Origin of the sequence: Alginatibacterium sediminis (assembly GCF_003610775.1) — a bacterium.
Classification (GTDB): Bacteria; Pseudomonadota; Gammaproteobacteria; order Enterobacterales; family Celerinatantimonadaceae; genus Alginatibacterium; species Alginatibacterium sediminis.
In genome coordinates this window covers 410,353-424,652 of record NZ_RAQO01000004.1, presented here as the reverse complement: position 1 = coordinate 424,652, position 14,300 = coordinate 410,353, and the positions used below count along the sequence as shown (strand labels likewise).

The window sequence follows — 14,300 nt, the reverse complement described above, 5'->3', positions numbered from 1 at the left end:
AAGCAATAAATTGTCGTGCAGTGACTATATAAAACAAAGTCCATTAATAAAAATGCATAAACTCAAGGACATATGAATGAGCGAGCAACAATTGCCTTTAAGTGATTTTATTGAGTATCCTCAAAGCGAAATGCTGGAGCGAGCGACACGCAATTACCTCAACCTGAAACGTCGGCATTCTATTCGTAACTTTAGCGACAGAGCCGTACCGAAAGAAATAATTGAGCAATGCATACTGGCAGCAGGTAGCGCCCCTAACGGAGCTAATCATCAGCCTTGGCATTTTGTGGCGATAAGTAGTCCTAAGATTAAATCCCAAATACGCGAGCAAGCTGAAGCGATAGAGCAAGCTTTTTATGCAGGTCGAGGCGGCGAAGAATGGTTGGAGAATTTGAAGCCATTGGGTACGGATGCAAATAAACCCTACCTTGATAAGGCGCCTTGGTTAATTGCAATTTTTACCAAAAAACGAAGTGAGGACAGCGAAGAAGCGAAGCAAAACTACTATGTCCATGAATCTGTTGGTATCGCGACCGGTTTCTTAATCCAAGCTTTACATAACTCCGGTCTCGCTACCCTAACCCACACGCCAAAGCCGATGTCTTTCTTAAGTAAGGTTTGTGGTAGAGACAACGATAACGAACGCCCATATATGTTAATAGTCGCCGGTTATCCGCATGAAGCCGCCACGGTTCCTGAGCATGCATTAAAAAAGAAGGCCTTGAACGAGATATGCGATTTTCTATAAAGCATCATGTGATCGTACTTTGACGTGGACTTGAGTATTTGCTGAAATTTATAGCCAGCCTCAAACTGGCTATATTTCTATCTTGCTAAACTAGTCACTTTAACCGTATCACCCTTCAATAAAACGCTGCAAGCCCAGCTCGAGATCGTCAATTAGATCTTGTGGATCTTCCAAACCGATATGCAAGCGAATCAGTATGTGCCCAGCGGGCCAGCTAGTTACGGTACGTAGACTCTGTAAGTTTTCTACACCTATGATCAAGCTTTCGTAGCCACCCCAAGAATAACCAATTTTAAAATGTGTCATGTGATCAATGAACGCCGCTAGCTTCTTGGCAGACCCTTCTTTGATTACAAATGAAAATAAACCATTGGCATCTTTGTGGTCGCGCTTAAAAATCTCATGCCCTGGACAGCTATCAAATTGCGGATGACGGATATGATCTACGATGGCTTGTTTATCTAACCAGTTTGCTATTAATCTCGCATTAATTGCTTGTTGAGCCATGCGCACCCCAACGGTACGTAAGCCTCTTAAAGCCAGATAAATGTCGTCAGGCGATGCACACTGCCCTAGAAGGTAGCTATTTTCACGTAATTGTGGCCAATGCTTTTCATTTGAGGACGCTGTACCTAACATGACATCAGAATGGCCCACAATGTACTTCGTGGCAGACTGAATTGAGATATCAACCCCGTGTTCAAACGCATCGAAGTTTAGAATCGAGGCGTAGGTGTTATCTAACATCAGAACGATGTCATGACGTTTACAGACCTTAGAAATAGCGGGAATGTCTTGGACCTCCATGCTCAAAGAGCCTGGTGATTCAGTAAAAATAACTTTGGTATTATCTTGGACAAGGGGCTCGATGTCACCGCCCAACATCGGATCATAATAGGTCGTTTTTATGCCGAAGTTGGCGAGTAAATTGTCGCACAAATCTCTGGTGGGTTCATAAACGTTATCCACCATTAAAAGATGGTCACCTGATTTTAGGAACGACAGCAAAGCACCAGCTATAGCAGCCGTACCACAGGGGTAAATAGCACAACCCGCTCCGCCATCAATCTCACTCATTGCTTCTTGAAACGAAAAGCTAGTTTGAGTGCCGCGGCGTCCATAGAATAGTGTTTTATCATGTCGTTTAGCCGCGGATTTTTTTAACTCTGCGACATTTTCAAATACCACGGTACTAGCGCGTTGAACGCTTGGATTGACCACGCCATTCACCCACTTTTTGGAGCGTCCAGCACTTACTATTTTACTTGCAATCTTATCTGACACTTGCGACCCCTTACCTCATGCAAAGCCAATGAAAAAGGCGCGAAACGCGCCTTATTTTTCAATCAATCGTTGTTACTGCGGACGCGGGGCTTTATTAAGCTCTGCTACCACTAGATCACCAAACTTATCAGTATCGATTAATTTAGCGTCATCACCTTTAGCTAAATCTGGCGTGCCGTAGCCTTGTGCAAATACCGACTTCATTGCGTTCCACAAATGCTTGGACTCACTTTCCATACCAAAACTCATCTCGAGCATTAGGGCGACTGAACCAATCATAGAATAAGGGTTGGCAATATTTTTTCCTGCGATATCTGGAGCGCTACCATGGGAAGGCTCATAGTAAGATTTTTCTGGTCCTACACACGCAGATGGCATTAGGCCTAGTGAGCCGAGTATCCCGCCGCCTTGATCACTAAGGATGTCGCCAAACATGTTCTCCATCACCATCACATCGAACTGACCAGGATTCAGACATAATAGGGTTGCAGCAGCGTCAACTAAAATGTGTTTCACCTCAACATCCGGATAACTTGGTGCTAGCTCATCGACGATGGTGTTCCATAGCACTGATGACTTAAGTACGTTGGATTTATGAATGTTATGCAGAACTTTCTTACGCTTTTGAGCCGTTTCAAAACCAACTTTTAGAATATTTCTAATTTGATCTTCATCGTATTCAAGTACTTCGCGTACAAAACGCCGTCCTTGCTCATCAACACCCGTTTCTTTGTGACCAAAATATAAGCCACCGACCAATTCGCGGATGATCATAATATCAATGCCATCGCCAATGATTTCAGCTTTTAATGGCGAGAAATGCGAAAGCTCTTTAGGTAAATAGACAGGACGGAAATTGGCGTAAGTATTATAGCGACGACGAAGCGGAAGTAATGCGCCGCGTTCAGGTTGCTCATCAACCGGGATTTTTTGAGAGTCTTCGTGATTTAAACCGATAGTGCCTTTAAGAATGGCGTCCGCTTGATCGCAGATATCCTTGGTTTCTTGTGGGAAAGACTTACCGGTTTCAAAGTAAGCAACAGCACCGAAAAGTGCAGGATTTAATTCAAAATTAACATCAGGATTTCGTGCTTCAACTGCTTTGAGCACTTTAACCGCCTGCTTCATAACTTCTGGGCCAATACCATCACCGGCTAACAAGGCGATTTTGTAGCTTTGCATATCGTTTCTCCAACCTTTTAAATATCCATAATTTAGCTGGAAACCACTATAAGAAAATCTATGCAATATTGCTAGCGCTTTGTTTTAAACGACAGTAATCACCAAAAGTTAACGATAAATTGGCTAATCTTTTCCGCGGATTTTATGTTCACGCAATTTATTCGCAATTGCTGTGTGGGATAGGCCTAGTCTTTTGGCCAGTTGCCTAGAACTAGGGTAGTTTGGGTAATGATAAGCCAGTAATAGTTTCTCAAACGCTTGCGTTGCACTGTGGTAGCTTTGCTGCAATAAGCTCTCCAAACTCACCGAATCAGCAGCACCATCATGGTGATAACGAATATCTTTCACGCTCCATCGGGCTTTACTCGAAGTATCTGCAGTTTCTTGGATAACATGGAACAATTGCGAAATATTTCCCGGCCAAGTTTGCGACGATAAATACCGTTTTACCTCTTTGCTTAATACCGGTATTGATGCATTTTGATTCAGGTAATATTTATCGAGGCAAAGTTGTGCCAGTGGGGCAATATCTTCTCGACGCTTCCGCAAAGGCTCAACCGCAAGACTTTGTTGAACGACATCGTAATAGCCGTCACTACCCCAAAGAGCACTGAGTTGCTCGGGGCTAAAATGAGAAATATAAAGTAGCTGACCGATTCCTTGAATTGGGTCATGAAAGACGCGATATGCCTCTCTGAGCTGTTCAATGCTGAGTACTTCAATATACTGCAAGGCTACAGTAAACGGACGCTGTGATACGATGTCAACAAGCTGTTCGACAAAGGTCTCGCTGCTATTACGGCAATCCACAATTAACAATTTGTCTTCTTGAGCAATTGACAACTGATTTAGTAATTGAGCTAAAAATCGTTTACCCACTCCGGCTTCACCAAAAAGTAGCGTCGCCTTCGGCTCCTCAACAAGTTGATGAAGCTTATGCAATATGTGGTTCATATTGCTGCTTTGAGAAACGATATGTCCTTGCTCTAGCTCGGAGTGCAGAACTTCAAGGTCGTAATTATCTTCGAGCCAAAACGTAGATTTAAACAGCATTATAGCGCCAGGTAGACGATCAGCGCTTTCTTCGCTTTCACTCAAAGGGATCACTTCAACCATATAACTGCGACCACTTAACTGGACTTCGGATATTTCACGCTTACCTAAACCTGAACCAAACCATCTTGACGGTGAAAATCCCTTTAAGTACTTAGAAATATCGTTTGCGTTACTGATAAGAAGCTCGTCGTTACTTGCATCTTCAAAAGCCTGATTATGCTGGCGTATCATTCCGTTTTTATCAATAAGAACGACGGGATATGGAACACTATCCAACAGGATTTGAACTTCTCTTTGTTCTATTTCAGAAGGTAGTGCGTGCACAATTCGAGCATCAGAAACACCAGCTATACGCCTTAACTCGCTAAGTAAAGCTTGCAGCGTTTCTAGAGCGACTTCTTCGGTGCTTAAAAATAGACGCCCGGGCGAACTACTTTCCATGGCTGACAACTCAATTTGATGTTTAACCAAAAGCGCGAGCACGGCTGAAAACAACTGCGTATTTTGTTCACAGACTAACTCGAGACGCATAAAGCTGTTCCTGAAGTAGCGGGCATTTTAATCCTTTATTCACTAGCCAAATTGGAGCCATCAACTAAATGCAAACATCTGCTAAACATTATATTGATAAAACCGGATCTAATCTAATCGTTACAATTACCATAAACTTAGTTTAATTATAACTAAAACTACAGCCTCAGTGTTTACTTGACTAGATTATTTACAGCTTGATGAATTATCCGCCACTTTATAAATTTTTAAACTTACGCTTTAAGTCGAAATCGCGAGAGGTCACTGTTTTTTCCAAATCTTGTAATCGTGTCTCTAAATTCTTAAAAAGGTTGTCAATGTCGTCAATAATACTGCTAGGTGAATCACCGCGCTGCCATACTTTGGACTTCAGCTGATTAATGGCAGATTGCTCTGATTCAGTACCGGGCTTTTTTTCGAGAAATAACCACCCTGCTCCATAAATTATTGCGAAAAGTCCGAAATTGGTGATCGCGACGGTAAATGCAATAATTCGGACCAACCAGGTTTCAATTCTAAAACGCTGTGCAATACCAGCACACACGCCAGCCAACTTGCCATTATCGGGGTCTCGATATAAACCATGATCGTTCATTATTGGCTCCTTGATTGTTTCATTTCTTCATCCAAAAGACTTTCTAGTGTCTCGACTCGCTCTTGCAACATACGGGCTCGTTCACGCAGCTGTTCCAAAGTGTGACGCTCGTTATCACTTAAACCGATATTCAGCTTTTGCTTACTGCGGTAATGTAAAACTAACCATAAAGGCACTACGATTACCAAAAAGATTATAATTGGCGCCATAATAAATGGCGCTACAAAGACACTCATCGTTATCTAGCCTCCTGCATTAGATTGTTGATTTAGCTTAGTCTTTAATTGCTCTAACTCATCGGCAATTTCAGATTCGGCTTGTAATTGTTCAAACTCTCGCTCTAAGTCATTCGCTTCTGGGGCGCTGACTTGTCCAAAAGATTCTGCTTTTGCTTCAAGATGGTCAATCTTGGCTTGAAATTGTTCAAACTTTTCTCGCGTTTTAGCCAATCGAGTTGAATCAAGTTGTTGACGAACAGCATAACGATTATGCGCCGTTTTTTGGCGCGCTAACATCGCATCTTGGCGATTTCGTGATTCTCTTAGTTTTGCTTCAAGTTTTTCAATTTCGTCTTGCAATTGTGCAAGAGCATCATCAACTAAGCCAAGCTCTTGTTGTTGGACGGTGATGTCGTGCCCTAAACGATTTTTCTCAATCAATGCAGCTTTTGCTAAGTCTTCTCGACCACGTCCGATTGCTAACTCTGCTTTAGATTGCCATTCATCTTGACGTTGCTTTAGCGAATCAATTTTACGCAACAATTGTTTTTTATCTGCAAGCACCTTGGCGGTACTCGAGCGAACTTCTATTAAGGTGTCTTCCATTTCTTGAATGATTAGCCGTAGCATTTTTTGCGGATCTTCTGCTTTATCTAATAGGTTGCTAAGGTTTGCGTTAATAACATCCGCTAGTCGGGTAAAAATACTCATGTGTTGACTCCAATATAAAGCGCAATGCGCTAAGTAGTACTTGATTAAACATAAACCGTTTCAAGTAACGGCCTTATAGTTTTAATGTAATCAAGCTTCATGCCAAATATTTAAGTCACTGTATTTATGAGTATATTTTGATTTCTTTCAGAAATAGAACTACACTATTGGTTATATTAACCAATTAATTGGTCATTTACACATGTCAAAACAAAACCTTATCGGTGAAAGCTCGAGTTTTCTTGAGGTTCTTGACCAAGTTAGTCTATATGCACCGTTAAACCGACCAGTTCTTATCATTGGTGAACGCGGAACAGGCAAGGAATTGGTTGCGGCAAGGCTGCATTATCTAAGCGAGCGATGGGATAAACAGTACATCACCTTAAACTGCGCAAGTTTGAACGAAAATTTAATCGAATCAGAGTTGTTCGGGCACAGTGCTGGCGCATTTACAGGCGCAACTCATAGCCGCAAAGGGCGCTTTGAGCTAGCCGATCAAGGTAGCCTGTTTTTAGATGAATTAGCAACGTTGCCGATGATGGCTCAAGAAAAGCTGTTGCGTGCGATAGAATACGGAGAGTTTGAGCGTCTTGGGTCAAACCAGGTCATAAAAACTGATGCCCGCCTTATCTGTGCTACAAACCTAGATTTACCAACCCAAGCCAAGCTTGGTAAATTTCGTAGTGATCTACTCGATCGGCTTTCGTTTGCAGTGATCACTCTACCGCCACTTCGAGCACGTAAAGAAGATATTCTAATTTTGGCTGATTATTTCGCCCAAAAGATGGCTCAAGAGCTACGAATAGATGGGCGCATTAGTTTTTCAAAGCATTGTGAGCAGCAGCTTTTAGATTATACATGGCCAGGAAATGTACGTGAGCTGCGTAATGTCATTCAACGTGCTTTAGTGCAAAGCCCACAAGATGAGATCCAAGCGATTAAAATAGACCCATTTGAATCACCTTGGCGTCCTCAAAAATCGAATGAAATGCCACATACTGATACAGACAAAAACTTCACAGCGCAGGTTCAGAACTTAGAAAAGCAATTACTTGAACAAGCCCTGCACCAACACAATTTTCATCAAGCTCGCAGCGCACAATCATTAGGCTTAACTTATGACCAACTTCGAGGTTTAATGAAAAAGCACCAATTGCTGCCCAGCAAGCAACGCTAAAGATAGGCAAAACTATCTAATTTTGCTAAATTGTTGAATATTATTTGCTATGAAATCACCTTGTATGTTTATTCACCTACGCACCATTAGCGTCAGCTTTGTGCTGTTGCTGTTGTGTGCTTGCGAATGGCAAGGCCAACTCAAGAAAACTGGTATTGTTTATTGCATAGATTCACAACCTGCGCATTACAATCCACAACTTGAAAGTATTAACGATAGCGTCGCTATCAGTTCTCGGCATTTGTTCGACCGGTTAGTCGATATAGATCCTATCAGCATTGAAGTTATACCAGCGATTGCCAAAAGTTGGGAAGAACTAGACAAAGGAAGGTTGTATCGGTTTTGGTTGCGTGATGACGTTGAATTTCATCACCAGAGTTACTTTACGCCAAGCCGCAAACTAAATGCCTCTGATGTAGTATTTAGTTTTAAACGGGTGTTGCAACATCGTCATCCTTTTTATGCCGTTTCCGGTGGTAATTACCCATTTTTTAACGCTAGTCGTTTTAGAGACAATATTCTTGAAGTCAGAGAAGGCCCCGATGGCAGCGTGGAATTTGAATTAGTACAGGCTGACAGTGCCTTTTTAGATAGTTTAGGTTCAGAGTTTGCTGTCATTCATAGCGCAGAATATGCGCAGCTACTCCTAGACCAAGACCAAATTGAACAAATAGACTTAGCGCCTGTCGGCACCGGTCCTTACAAGTTTAAAAATCAACGTATTGGTACCGTTGTCCGCTACCAATCCCACGATCAATACTGGAAGTCTCCGGCTAAACTACAAAACCTCGTTTTTGATATTACGCCGCAAACTCATATTCGTATGGCAAAACTACTTACGGGTCAATGCGATGTTTTAGCCGCGCCAAGCTCTAATCAATTAAGTGTACTAAGCAATCGCGACGATATTGTGGTTTCGGTACAAAATGGGATTAGTGTTAGTTACTTAGCCTTCAATACTACTCGAGCCCCGTTTGATAGCCTTAGTAACCGAGAAGCCTTAAGTCACCTCATACAAACAGACCGTATTTTAGACTCAGTGTACAGAAATTTAGCGACCGCAGCCGACAACGTGCTCGCCTCCACATCTTGGGCTTATTCCCCACAGCCAAGTGTCAAGTCCATCCGCCACCCGCTAAATGCTGCAGCTATCGAACGTCCGTTAGTGTTGTGGACCTTAAACGAAGCGCGTGATTTCACCCCCCAACCGCAAAAGCTTGCCGAGCTAATTGCTAACGACTTACGTTTAGGGGACATCGAACTAAGTGTCGAAAGTTACGATTGGAATACATTACAACGTAAGATTGCTGAAGACCCCTCCTATGACTTACTGTTGATCGGTTGGTCAAGCCAAAGCAACGATCCCGAATACTTTTTCCGGCAACAATTTAGTTGCGCAGCTGTGTCCAAAGGTAGCAATTTTGCACAGTGGTGTGACCCTGGTTTTGACCACCTATTAAATCAAGCAAGCAGTGCTCAAACGTTCTCACAGCGTATTCGCTACTACCATCAGTTACAGGCCTATTTAGGTAAAAACATGCCGGTGATGCCATTAGCCCATAGTTTGCGGATTTATGCTTATCGCGAAGACCTGCAAGGTATTCAAATGCATCCTTTTGGAAACGCATCGTTTAAAAATGCACAGAGGATAAGTCAATGACCCGCTATATAATGCGCCGCTTAAATCTGTTGATAATTACGCTTCTGATTATCGTATTTATCGCGTTTGCCTTTGGTCAAACACAGCATTTAAATGGTGTGGATACCAGCATGAACCTAAGAACTTATTGGGATTTTATTGCGCGCTTACTTTCCGGTGATTGGGGTACTTCCAGCGTCAGTGGTAAACCGATTTATCCAGAAATGATTGCGGTTTTGCCCGCAACCTTAGAACTTTGTTTTGCTGCCTTTTTAGTGTCGTTTATCGTTGGCATTCCACTTGGTTCTATCGCTGGCATGCATAAAAAACAATGGATGCGGAATACCATTATGAGCATAACTTTGGTCGCGCATTCTATTCCCATATTTTGGCTAGCGCTGGTCTTGGTGATGTCTTTATCACTACAAATGGGATGGTTTCCGGTGTCTGGACGTATGGACTTGCTTTTAGACTATCCGCACCCAACTGGTTTCGCGCTAATAGACGCGTGGTTTGCACCAGCAGATGTTCGCGATGCAGCGATTTCAAGCGTCATAAGCCATATGGCTATCCCTACTTTAGTTCTTGCAGTAGTGCCGACCACTGAAGTTATTCGTCAGGTGACAATTTCCTTAGGTAATGTGATGCAGCAAAACTACGTAAAGACTGCGCTGACCAAGGGCTTTTCTCGATGGAAGATCCTTATTGACCATGGTTTACGCAACGCAATTCCACCTATATTGCCAAATTTAGGCTGGCAATTTGGAAGCGTACTCACAACAACTATGATACTGGAAGTCGTATTTGATTGGCCCGGTGTCGGACGTTGGTTGATTAATGCTATTTACCAGCAAGACTATGCAGCTATTCAAGGTGGCATGTTAGCTATTTCTGGGATTGTTATTTTTACTACGGTCGCAACCGATATCTTTACAACTCTCATCTATCCACTGCATCGCAAGGAAATATATGAGCATTGATTTAAGGGGCGATAGACCTCATGCCATGTCTAGCCGAATAAGTCTTCGCTTCCAGAAAAATTCTGTTGCTGTAGTCTGTTTGTGGATACTTATTGGTTTCATCATCTTAAGCTTATTTGGTTTTGCTATATCCCCTTATGGTTTGGGCTATCAATCCGAGTCATTGCTAATGCCACCATCTTGGGATCAAGCGGGTGAGATCCGTCATTTCTTGGGCACCGATGATCTCGGTCATGACCTGCTATCACAGTTAATCATTGGGGCTCGATTAAGTTTTGGCGGTAGTATAGTTGTGGTGCTAATTGCAGCCTTTGTAGGCATTCCGCTAGGTTTTCTTGCGGGTATGAGCAAGGGTATAAAATCTAGTATTTTGCACCATCTAATGGACACTGCGCTATCGATTCCCTCGTTATTGATAGCATTGATCTTAGTGTCGTTGCTTGGTCCCGGCTTGGTTAATACTTTAATCGCCATCTCAATTGCCTTAATTCCGCAATTTGTGCGAGTTGTTTACAACGCTGTTGCTCAAGAAATGCAAAAAGAATACGTGGTTGCAATTCGCCTTGATGGCGCATCCCCCTACCGTATTTTACGCTATGGCGTGTTACCAAATATTAGCGCCGCACTTATTGGACAAACCAGCCGAGCCCTAGGTAGTGCTTTAACTGATATAACAGCTCTCGGTTTTATCGGTATTGGTGCCCAGTCACCGTTACCTGAATGGGGAGCACTGCTCTCGAGTAACCGTGACCTCATTTTTTTGGCACCTTGGACCGTCGTTCTACCGGGTGTTACGATTATGCTCTGCATTTTGTCATTCAATGTCGTAGGTGAAGGCCTGCGACGAGCCGTTGTTGAGGGTTTAGATTAATGCCTCTGTTGGACATCAGGAACCTCACCATTGAAATGGATATGGCAGAGGGCCGTGTGAAAGCGGTTGATCGGGTAAGCTTAACCATTAATGAAGGTAAAGTACGTGGACTAATTGGCGAATCAGGTTCAGGCAAAAGCTTAATTGGCAAAGCCATAGTTGGGATCAGTAAGCCCAACTGGCGTATTACTGCAGATCGTCTGCGTTTGGGCGACATCGACCTGATGAACTTAAGCGAACGCGAGCGACGCCGCGTGATGCGCGAAGATATTGCGATGATTTTCCAAGATCCTGCAACCTGCTTAGATCCTAGTGAAGAAGTAGGTACTCAACTTGAGAAAAGTATCCCAACCGATAATTTCAAAGGCGGTTTTTGGCGTCGTTTCCAATGGCGTAAAAAGCAAGCTCAAGCCCTGTTACATAAAGTTGGTATTAAAGATCATCGACACGTGATGCAGAGCTATCCATATGAGCTATCACAAGGGGTTTGCCAACAAGTTATGATTGCGATGGCTATCGCTGGCAAACCAAAACTGTTGATTGCTGATGAACCTTCTGCTTCGATGGACCCTAATACAGCAAGCCAGATCCTAAAGCTTCTAAAACGCTTAAATCAAACCAATAATATGACGATACTATTAGTTAGTAATGATTTTGCTACGGTGCGTGAACTGGCTCAAGATGTAAGTATTATATATTGTGGTCAAATCGTGGAAGTTGCGCAAACCAAAGAAATTATTTCACGCGCTTTTCATCCTTATACCCAAGCATTACTAGACGCCTTACCCGAACAACGCCGTCAATCGGCGGCTAAAACGCCCATGAAAAATCTAGCAGGCTCTGTCCCCTTGTTGCAACATTTACCTATAGGATGCCGTCTTGGACCTCGCTGCCCACATGCACAAAAGCAATGTGTTGAACAGCCTGTTCTTCAGAAAAAACGCAGTCATCTATTTGCCTGCCACTTTCCATTGAAGCAAGAGTAGATTTATGGCCGAACTACTTAGAGTTCAAAATCTTTCGCATCACTACTATAGTCACAGTGGTTGGCTTGGGCGTAAACGGGTTGAAGCGGTGAAGCATGTTAGCTTTACCTTAGAACCCTCAGAGACCATTGCTATCTTAGGTGAGTCAGGCTCGGGAAAATCAACCTTAGCCAAAATACTTAGTGGCATGACCAAACCTAGCAGTGGCGATATTTTCGTTAATGGCGAAGGACTCATCTTTGGTGATTATCAACGCCGTTGTCGTTTAATTCGAATGATTTTTCAAGATCCACATACAAGCTTAAATCCAAATACAACCATAGGTCGTATTCTAGAAGCGCCATTGCTACTCAATACCGAACATGACAATCTACAACGTCAGAAAAAAATTGATGAAGTTTTAGAAAACGTCGGCTTGTTACGCGATCATAGTGAGTTCTACCCTAGTATGCTCTCTAGTGCGCAGCAGCAGCGTTTGTCCTTAGCCCGCGCTTTAATTTTAAATCCAAAAGTTATCGTTAGTGACGGTGGCATTGCCGCCCAAGATATTTCACTGCGTGCGCAAATGGCCAACATTATGCTGGAACAGCAACGTCGTTTTGGATTGTCCTATGTGATTGTCACCAATGATCTAGACTTAGTGCAACATCTTGCCGACAAAGTCATGCTAATGCATCAAGGCGAAGCAGTCGAATACTGTGATAATCATACTTTCTTTGATAATCCTGCGCATGAATTAAGTAAACGACTGTTGCGTTCTTACAATAGTCGAAATGAATTTTCCTATAAATCTAGAACTGATCCGAGCACTTAGCCGTTTCAGCGTGGCAAATGCGTGCTAAGATCCGCACGTTTTATTGCCATATTACCAACAAGGACCTTAAATGATTATCAAACCTCGGACCCGCGGCTTTATCTGTACAACCACACACCCTGTCGGTTGCGCTGCAAATGTCCAAGAACAAATCGACTACACCCTTGCTCAAGGCAAATTGGCTAAAGGCCCTAAACGAGTGTTGGTTGTGGGTTCATCTTCTGGATACGGTTTATCATCTAGAATTGCCGCCGCTTTTGGTAGCGATGCGGCAACTATCGGCGTCTTTTTCGAAAAGCCAGGTACAGAAAAAAAACCTGGTACCGCTGGCTGGTACAATTCGGCTGCGTTTACTCAAAAAGCACATGCAGCGGGTTTATATGCTAAAAGTATCAATGGCGATGCCTTCTCTCATGAAGCAAAAACCCAAGCCATTGAGCTAATTAAGCAAGACTTAGGGCAAATCGACTTAGTCGTGTATTCCCTTGCATCTCCAGTGCGTAAATTACCAGATACCCAAGAGCTTGTTCGCTCAAGCCTTAAGCCGATTGGTGAGGTTTATCGTTCGACAGCAGTAGATACCAATCGCGACACCATTATCGAAACCGAAGTAGAGCCAGCTACAGAACAAGAAATTAAAGATACCGTTACAGTTATGGGCGGTGAAGACTGGGAATTATGGATAAACGCACTATCTGAGGCGGGTGTGCTCGCTGAAGGCTGTCAAAGCGTTGCTTACAGCTACATCGGTACTGAACTCACTTGGCCAATCTATTGGGAAGGCGCACTGGGTAAAGCAAAAATGGATTTAGACCGCGCAGCCGGCGCACTAAATACCAAACTTTCTGCGCAAGGTGGCAATGCTCGCGTAGCAGTACTTAAAAGTGTTGTAACACAAGCGAGCTCTGCGATTCCGGTGATGCCTTTATATATTGCAATGGTCTTTAAGAAGATGCGAGAGCAAGGTTTACATGAAGGTTGCATGGAACAAATTTACCGTATGTTCAGTCAACGCTTATATAAAACGGACGACAGCCCAGTTGAGGTTGATGCAAGTAATCGCTTGCGCCTAGATGATTGGGAGCTGCGAGATGATATACAACAACACTGTAAAAATCTGTGGCCACAAATCACTGATGAAAACCTTAGCCAAGAAACCGATTACCTTGAGTACAAAGCCGAGTTCTTGAAACTGTTTGGCTTCGGTGTTGATGGCATCGATTACGATGCAGACGTTGATACACTAATTGATTTTGAACCGATAGAACTATAAACAAAAGCCATTGTGGTTAAGAAACAAAAAGCACCTTCGGGTGCTTTTTTTGTTGTCGGTACCAGCCTAAAGCTCTGTTATCTAGCCGTAATATTCACTGTTTAGCTTATACCATTTCTATTAATTTGTTGGTCTGAAGTGGCTACCGAATCAGATCAAGGACTTGGTCCGTTTGCTTGCTTGTTACTTGCTTATTCCAATTCAACCATTTACTTCTTAAGGACCTGATAACCGG

14 protein-coding genes are annotated in these 14,300 nt (G+C 43.0%); 8 read left to right on the top strand and 6 right to left on the bottom strand.

What is annotated here, in order from left to right; translation table 11 throughout:
* Positions 1-76: 76 nt before the first annotated feature.
* On the top strand, positions 77-748 hold the full coding sequence (locus DBZ36_RS05030) for a nitroreductase family protein (protein WP_120353830.1): 672 nt from the start codon (positions 77-79) through the stop codon (positions 746-748).
* Between the two features lie 108 nt (positions 749-856).
* Here DBZ36_RS05030 and DBZ36_RS05025 read toward each other — a convergent pair whose 3' ends face one another.
* From DBZ36_RS05025 to pspA, 6 genes are all read right to left on the bottom strand, one after another.
* Positions 857-2,032 (bottom strand): cystathionine beta-lyase, encoded by a 1,176-nt coding sequence (locus tag DBZ36_RS05025; protein ID WP_120353829.1) that lies wholly within the window; start codon positions 2,030-2,032, stop codon positions 857-859.
* Positions 2,033-2,104: 72 nt separating this feature from the next.
* Complete coding sequence (gene leuB / locus DBZ36_RS05020) at positions 2,105-3,214, bottom strand: 3-isopropylmalate dehydrogenase (RefSeq protein WP_120353828.1); 1,110 nt, start codon at positions 3,212-3,214, stop codon at positions 2,105-2,107.
* A 123-nt stretch (positions 3,215-3,337) separates the two neighbouring features.
* A complete protein-coding gene (locus tag DBZ36_RS05015) occupies positions 3,338-4,801 on the bottom strand; it encodes a TyrR/PhhR family helix-turn-helix DNA-binding protein (protein WP_120353827.1) in 1,464 nt (487 codons plus the stop codon).
* 217 nt (positions 4,802-5,018) lie between these two features.
* Complete coding sequence (pspC, locus tag DBZ36_RS05010; RefSeq protein ID WP_120353826.1) at positions 5,019-5,396, bottom strand: envelope stress response membrane protein PspC; 378 nt, start codon at positions 5,394-5,396, stop codon at positions 5,019-5,021.
* Positions 5,396-5,632 (bottom strand): envelope stress response membrane protein PspB, encoded by a 237-nt coding sequence (gene pspB, locus DBZ36_RS05005; RefSeq protein WP_120353825.1) that lies wholly within the window; start codon positions 5,630-5,632, stop codon positions 5,396-5,398. The genes pspC and pspB overlap by 1 nt, the downstream gene beginning before the upstream one ends.
* Positions 5,633-5,638: 6 nt before the next feature.
* Positions 5,639-6,325 (bottom strand): phage shock protein PspA, encoded by a 687-nt coding sequence (gene pspA, locus DBZ36_RS05000; protein WP_120353824.1) that lies wholly within the window; start codon positions 6,323-6,325, stop codon positions 5,639-5,641.
* A 202-nt stretch (positions 6,326-6,527) separates the two neighbouring features.
* On the opposite strand from pspA, the gene pspF reads away from it, so the two are divergent.
* The 7 genes from pspF to fabV all read left to right on the top strand — a co-directional run bounded on the left by pspF (position 6,528) and on the right by fabV (position 14,065).
* Positions 6,528-7,502, top strand: a complete 975-nt coding sequence (gene pspF / locus DBZ36_RS04995) for a phage shock protein operon transcriptional activator (protein ID WP_120353823.1) — start codon at positions 6,528-6,530, stop codon at positions 7,500-7,502.
* 64 nt (positions 7,503-7,566) lie between these two features.
* On the top strand, positions 7,567-9,162 hold the full coding sequence (locus DBZ36_RS04990; RefSeq protein ID WP_158589031.1) for an ABC transporter substrate-binding protein: 1,596 nt from the start codon (positions 7,567-7,569) through the stop codon (positions 9,160-9,162).
* The gene (locus tag DBZ36_RS04985) at positions 9,159-10,121 is read left to right on the top strand and encodes an ABC transporter permease (protein WP_120353821.1); all 963 of its coding nucleotides are present in this window, start codon (positions 9,159-9,161) and stop codon (positions 10,119-10,121) included. Before DBZ36_RS04990 ends, DBZ36_RS04985 begins: the two co-directional genes overlap by 4 nt.
* Positions 10,111-10,992 (top strand): ABC transporter permease subunit, encoded by an 882-nt coding sequence (locus tag DBZ36_RS04980; RefSeq protein ID WP_120353820.1) that lies wholly within the window; start codon positions 10,111-10,113, stop codon positions 10,990-10,992. The genes DBZ36_RS04985 and DBZ36_RS04980 overlap by 11 nt, the downstream gene beginning before the upstream one ends.
* Positions 10,992-11,978, top strand: a complete 987-nt coding sequence (locus tag DBZ36_RS04975; RefSeq protein WP_120353819.1) for an oligopeptide/dipeptide ABC transporter ATP-binding protein — start codon at positions 10,992-10,994, stop codon at positions 11,976-11,978. The genes DBZ36_RS04980 and DBZ36_RS04975 overlap by 1 nt, the downstream gene beginning before the upstream one ends.
* A gap of 4 nt (positions 11,979-11,982) precedes the next feature.
* Positions 11,983-12,792: an ATP-binding cassette domain-containing protein gene (locus tag DBZ36_RS04970; RefSeq protein ID WP_120353818.1), complete on the top strand. Its 810-nt coding sequence runs from the start codon at positions 11,983-11,985 to the stop codon at positions 12,790-12,792.
* Positions 12,793-12,862: 70 nt separating this feature from the next.
* Complete coding sequence (gene fabV, locus DBZ36_RS04965) at positions 12,863-14,065, top strand: enoyl-ACP reductase FabV (RefSeq protein ID WP_120353817.1); 1,203 nt, start codon at positions 12,863-12,865, stop codon at positions 14,063-14,065.
* Positions 14,066-14,300: the final 235 nt, after the last annotated feature.

Coding starts and splice junctions, on each gene's coding strand:
- DBZ36_RS05030 (WP_120353830.1), top strand. CDS start 77: ATGAGCGAGCAACAATTGCCTTTAAGTGATTTTATTGAGTATCCTCAA.
- leuB (WP_120353828.1), bottom strand. CDS start 3,214: ATGCAAAGCTACAAAATCGCCTTGTTAGCCGGTGATGGTATTGGCCCA.
- DBZ36_RS05015 (WP_120353827.1), bottom strand. CDS start 4,801: ATGCGTCTCGAGTTAGTCTGTGAACAAAATACGCAGTTGTTTTCAGCC.
- pspC (WP_120353826.1), bottom strand. CDS start 5,396: ATGAACGATCATGGTTTATATCGAGACCCCGATAATGGCAAGTTGGCT.
- pspB (WP_120353825.1), bottom strand. CDS start 5,632: ATGAGTGTCTTTGTAGCGCCATTTATTATGGCGCCAATTATAATCTTT.
- pspA (WP_120353824.1), bottom strand. CDS start 6,325: ATGAGTATTTTTACCCGACTAGCGGATGTTATTAACGCAAACCTTAGC.
- pspF (WP_120353823.1), top strand. CDS start 6,528: ATGTCAAAACAAAACCTTATCGGTGAAAGCTCGAGTTTTCTTGAGGTT.
- DBZ36_RS04990 (WP_158589031.1), top strand. CDS start 7,567: ATGTTTATTCACCTACGCACCATTAGCGTCAGCTTTGTGCTGTTGCTG.
- DBZ36_RS04985 (WP_120353821.1), top strand. CDS start 9,159: ATGACCCGCTATATAATGCGCCGCTTAAATCTGTTGATAATTACGCTT.
- DBZ36_RS04980 (WP_120353820.1), top strand. CDS start 10,111: ATGAGCATTGATTTAAGGGGCGATAGACCTCATGCCATGTCTAGCCGA.
- DBZ36_RS04975 (WP_120353819.1), top strand. CDS start 10,992: ATGCCTCTGTTGGACATCAGGAACCTCACCATTGAAATGGATATGGCA.
- DBZ36_RS04970 (WP_120353818.1), top strand. CDS start 11,983: ATGGCCGAACTACTTAGAGTTCAAAATCTTTCGCATCACTACTATAGT.
- fabV (WP_120353817.1), top strand. CDS start 12,863: ATGATTATCAAACCTCGGACCCGCGGCTTTATCTGTACAACCACACAC.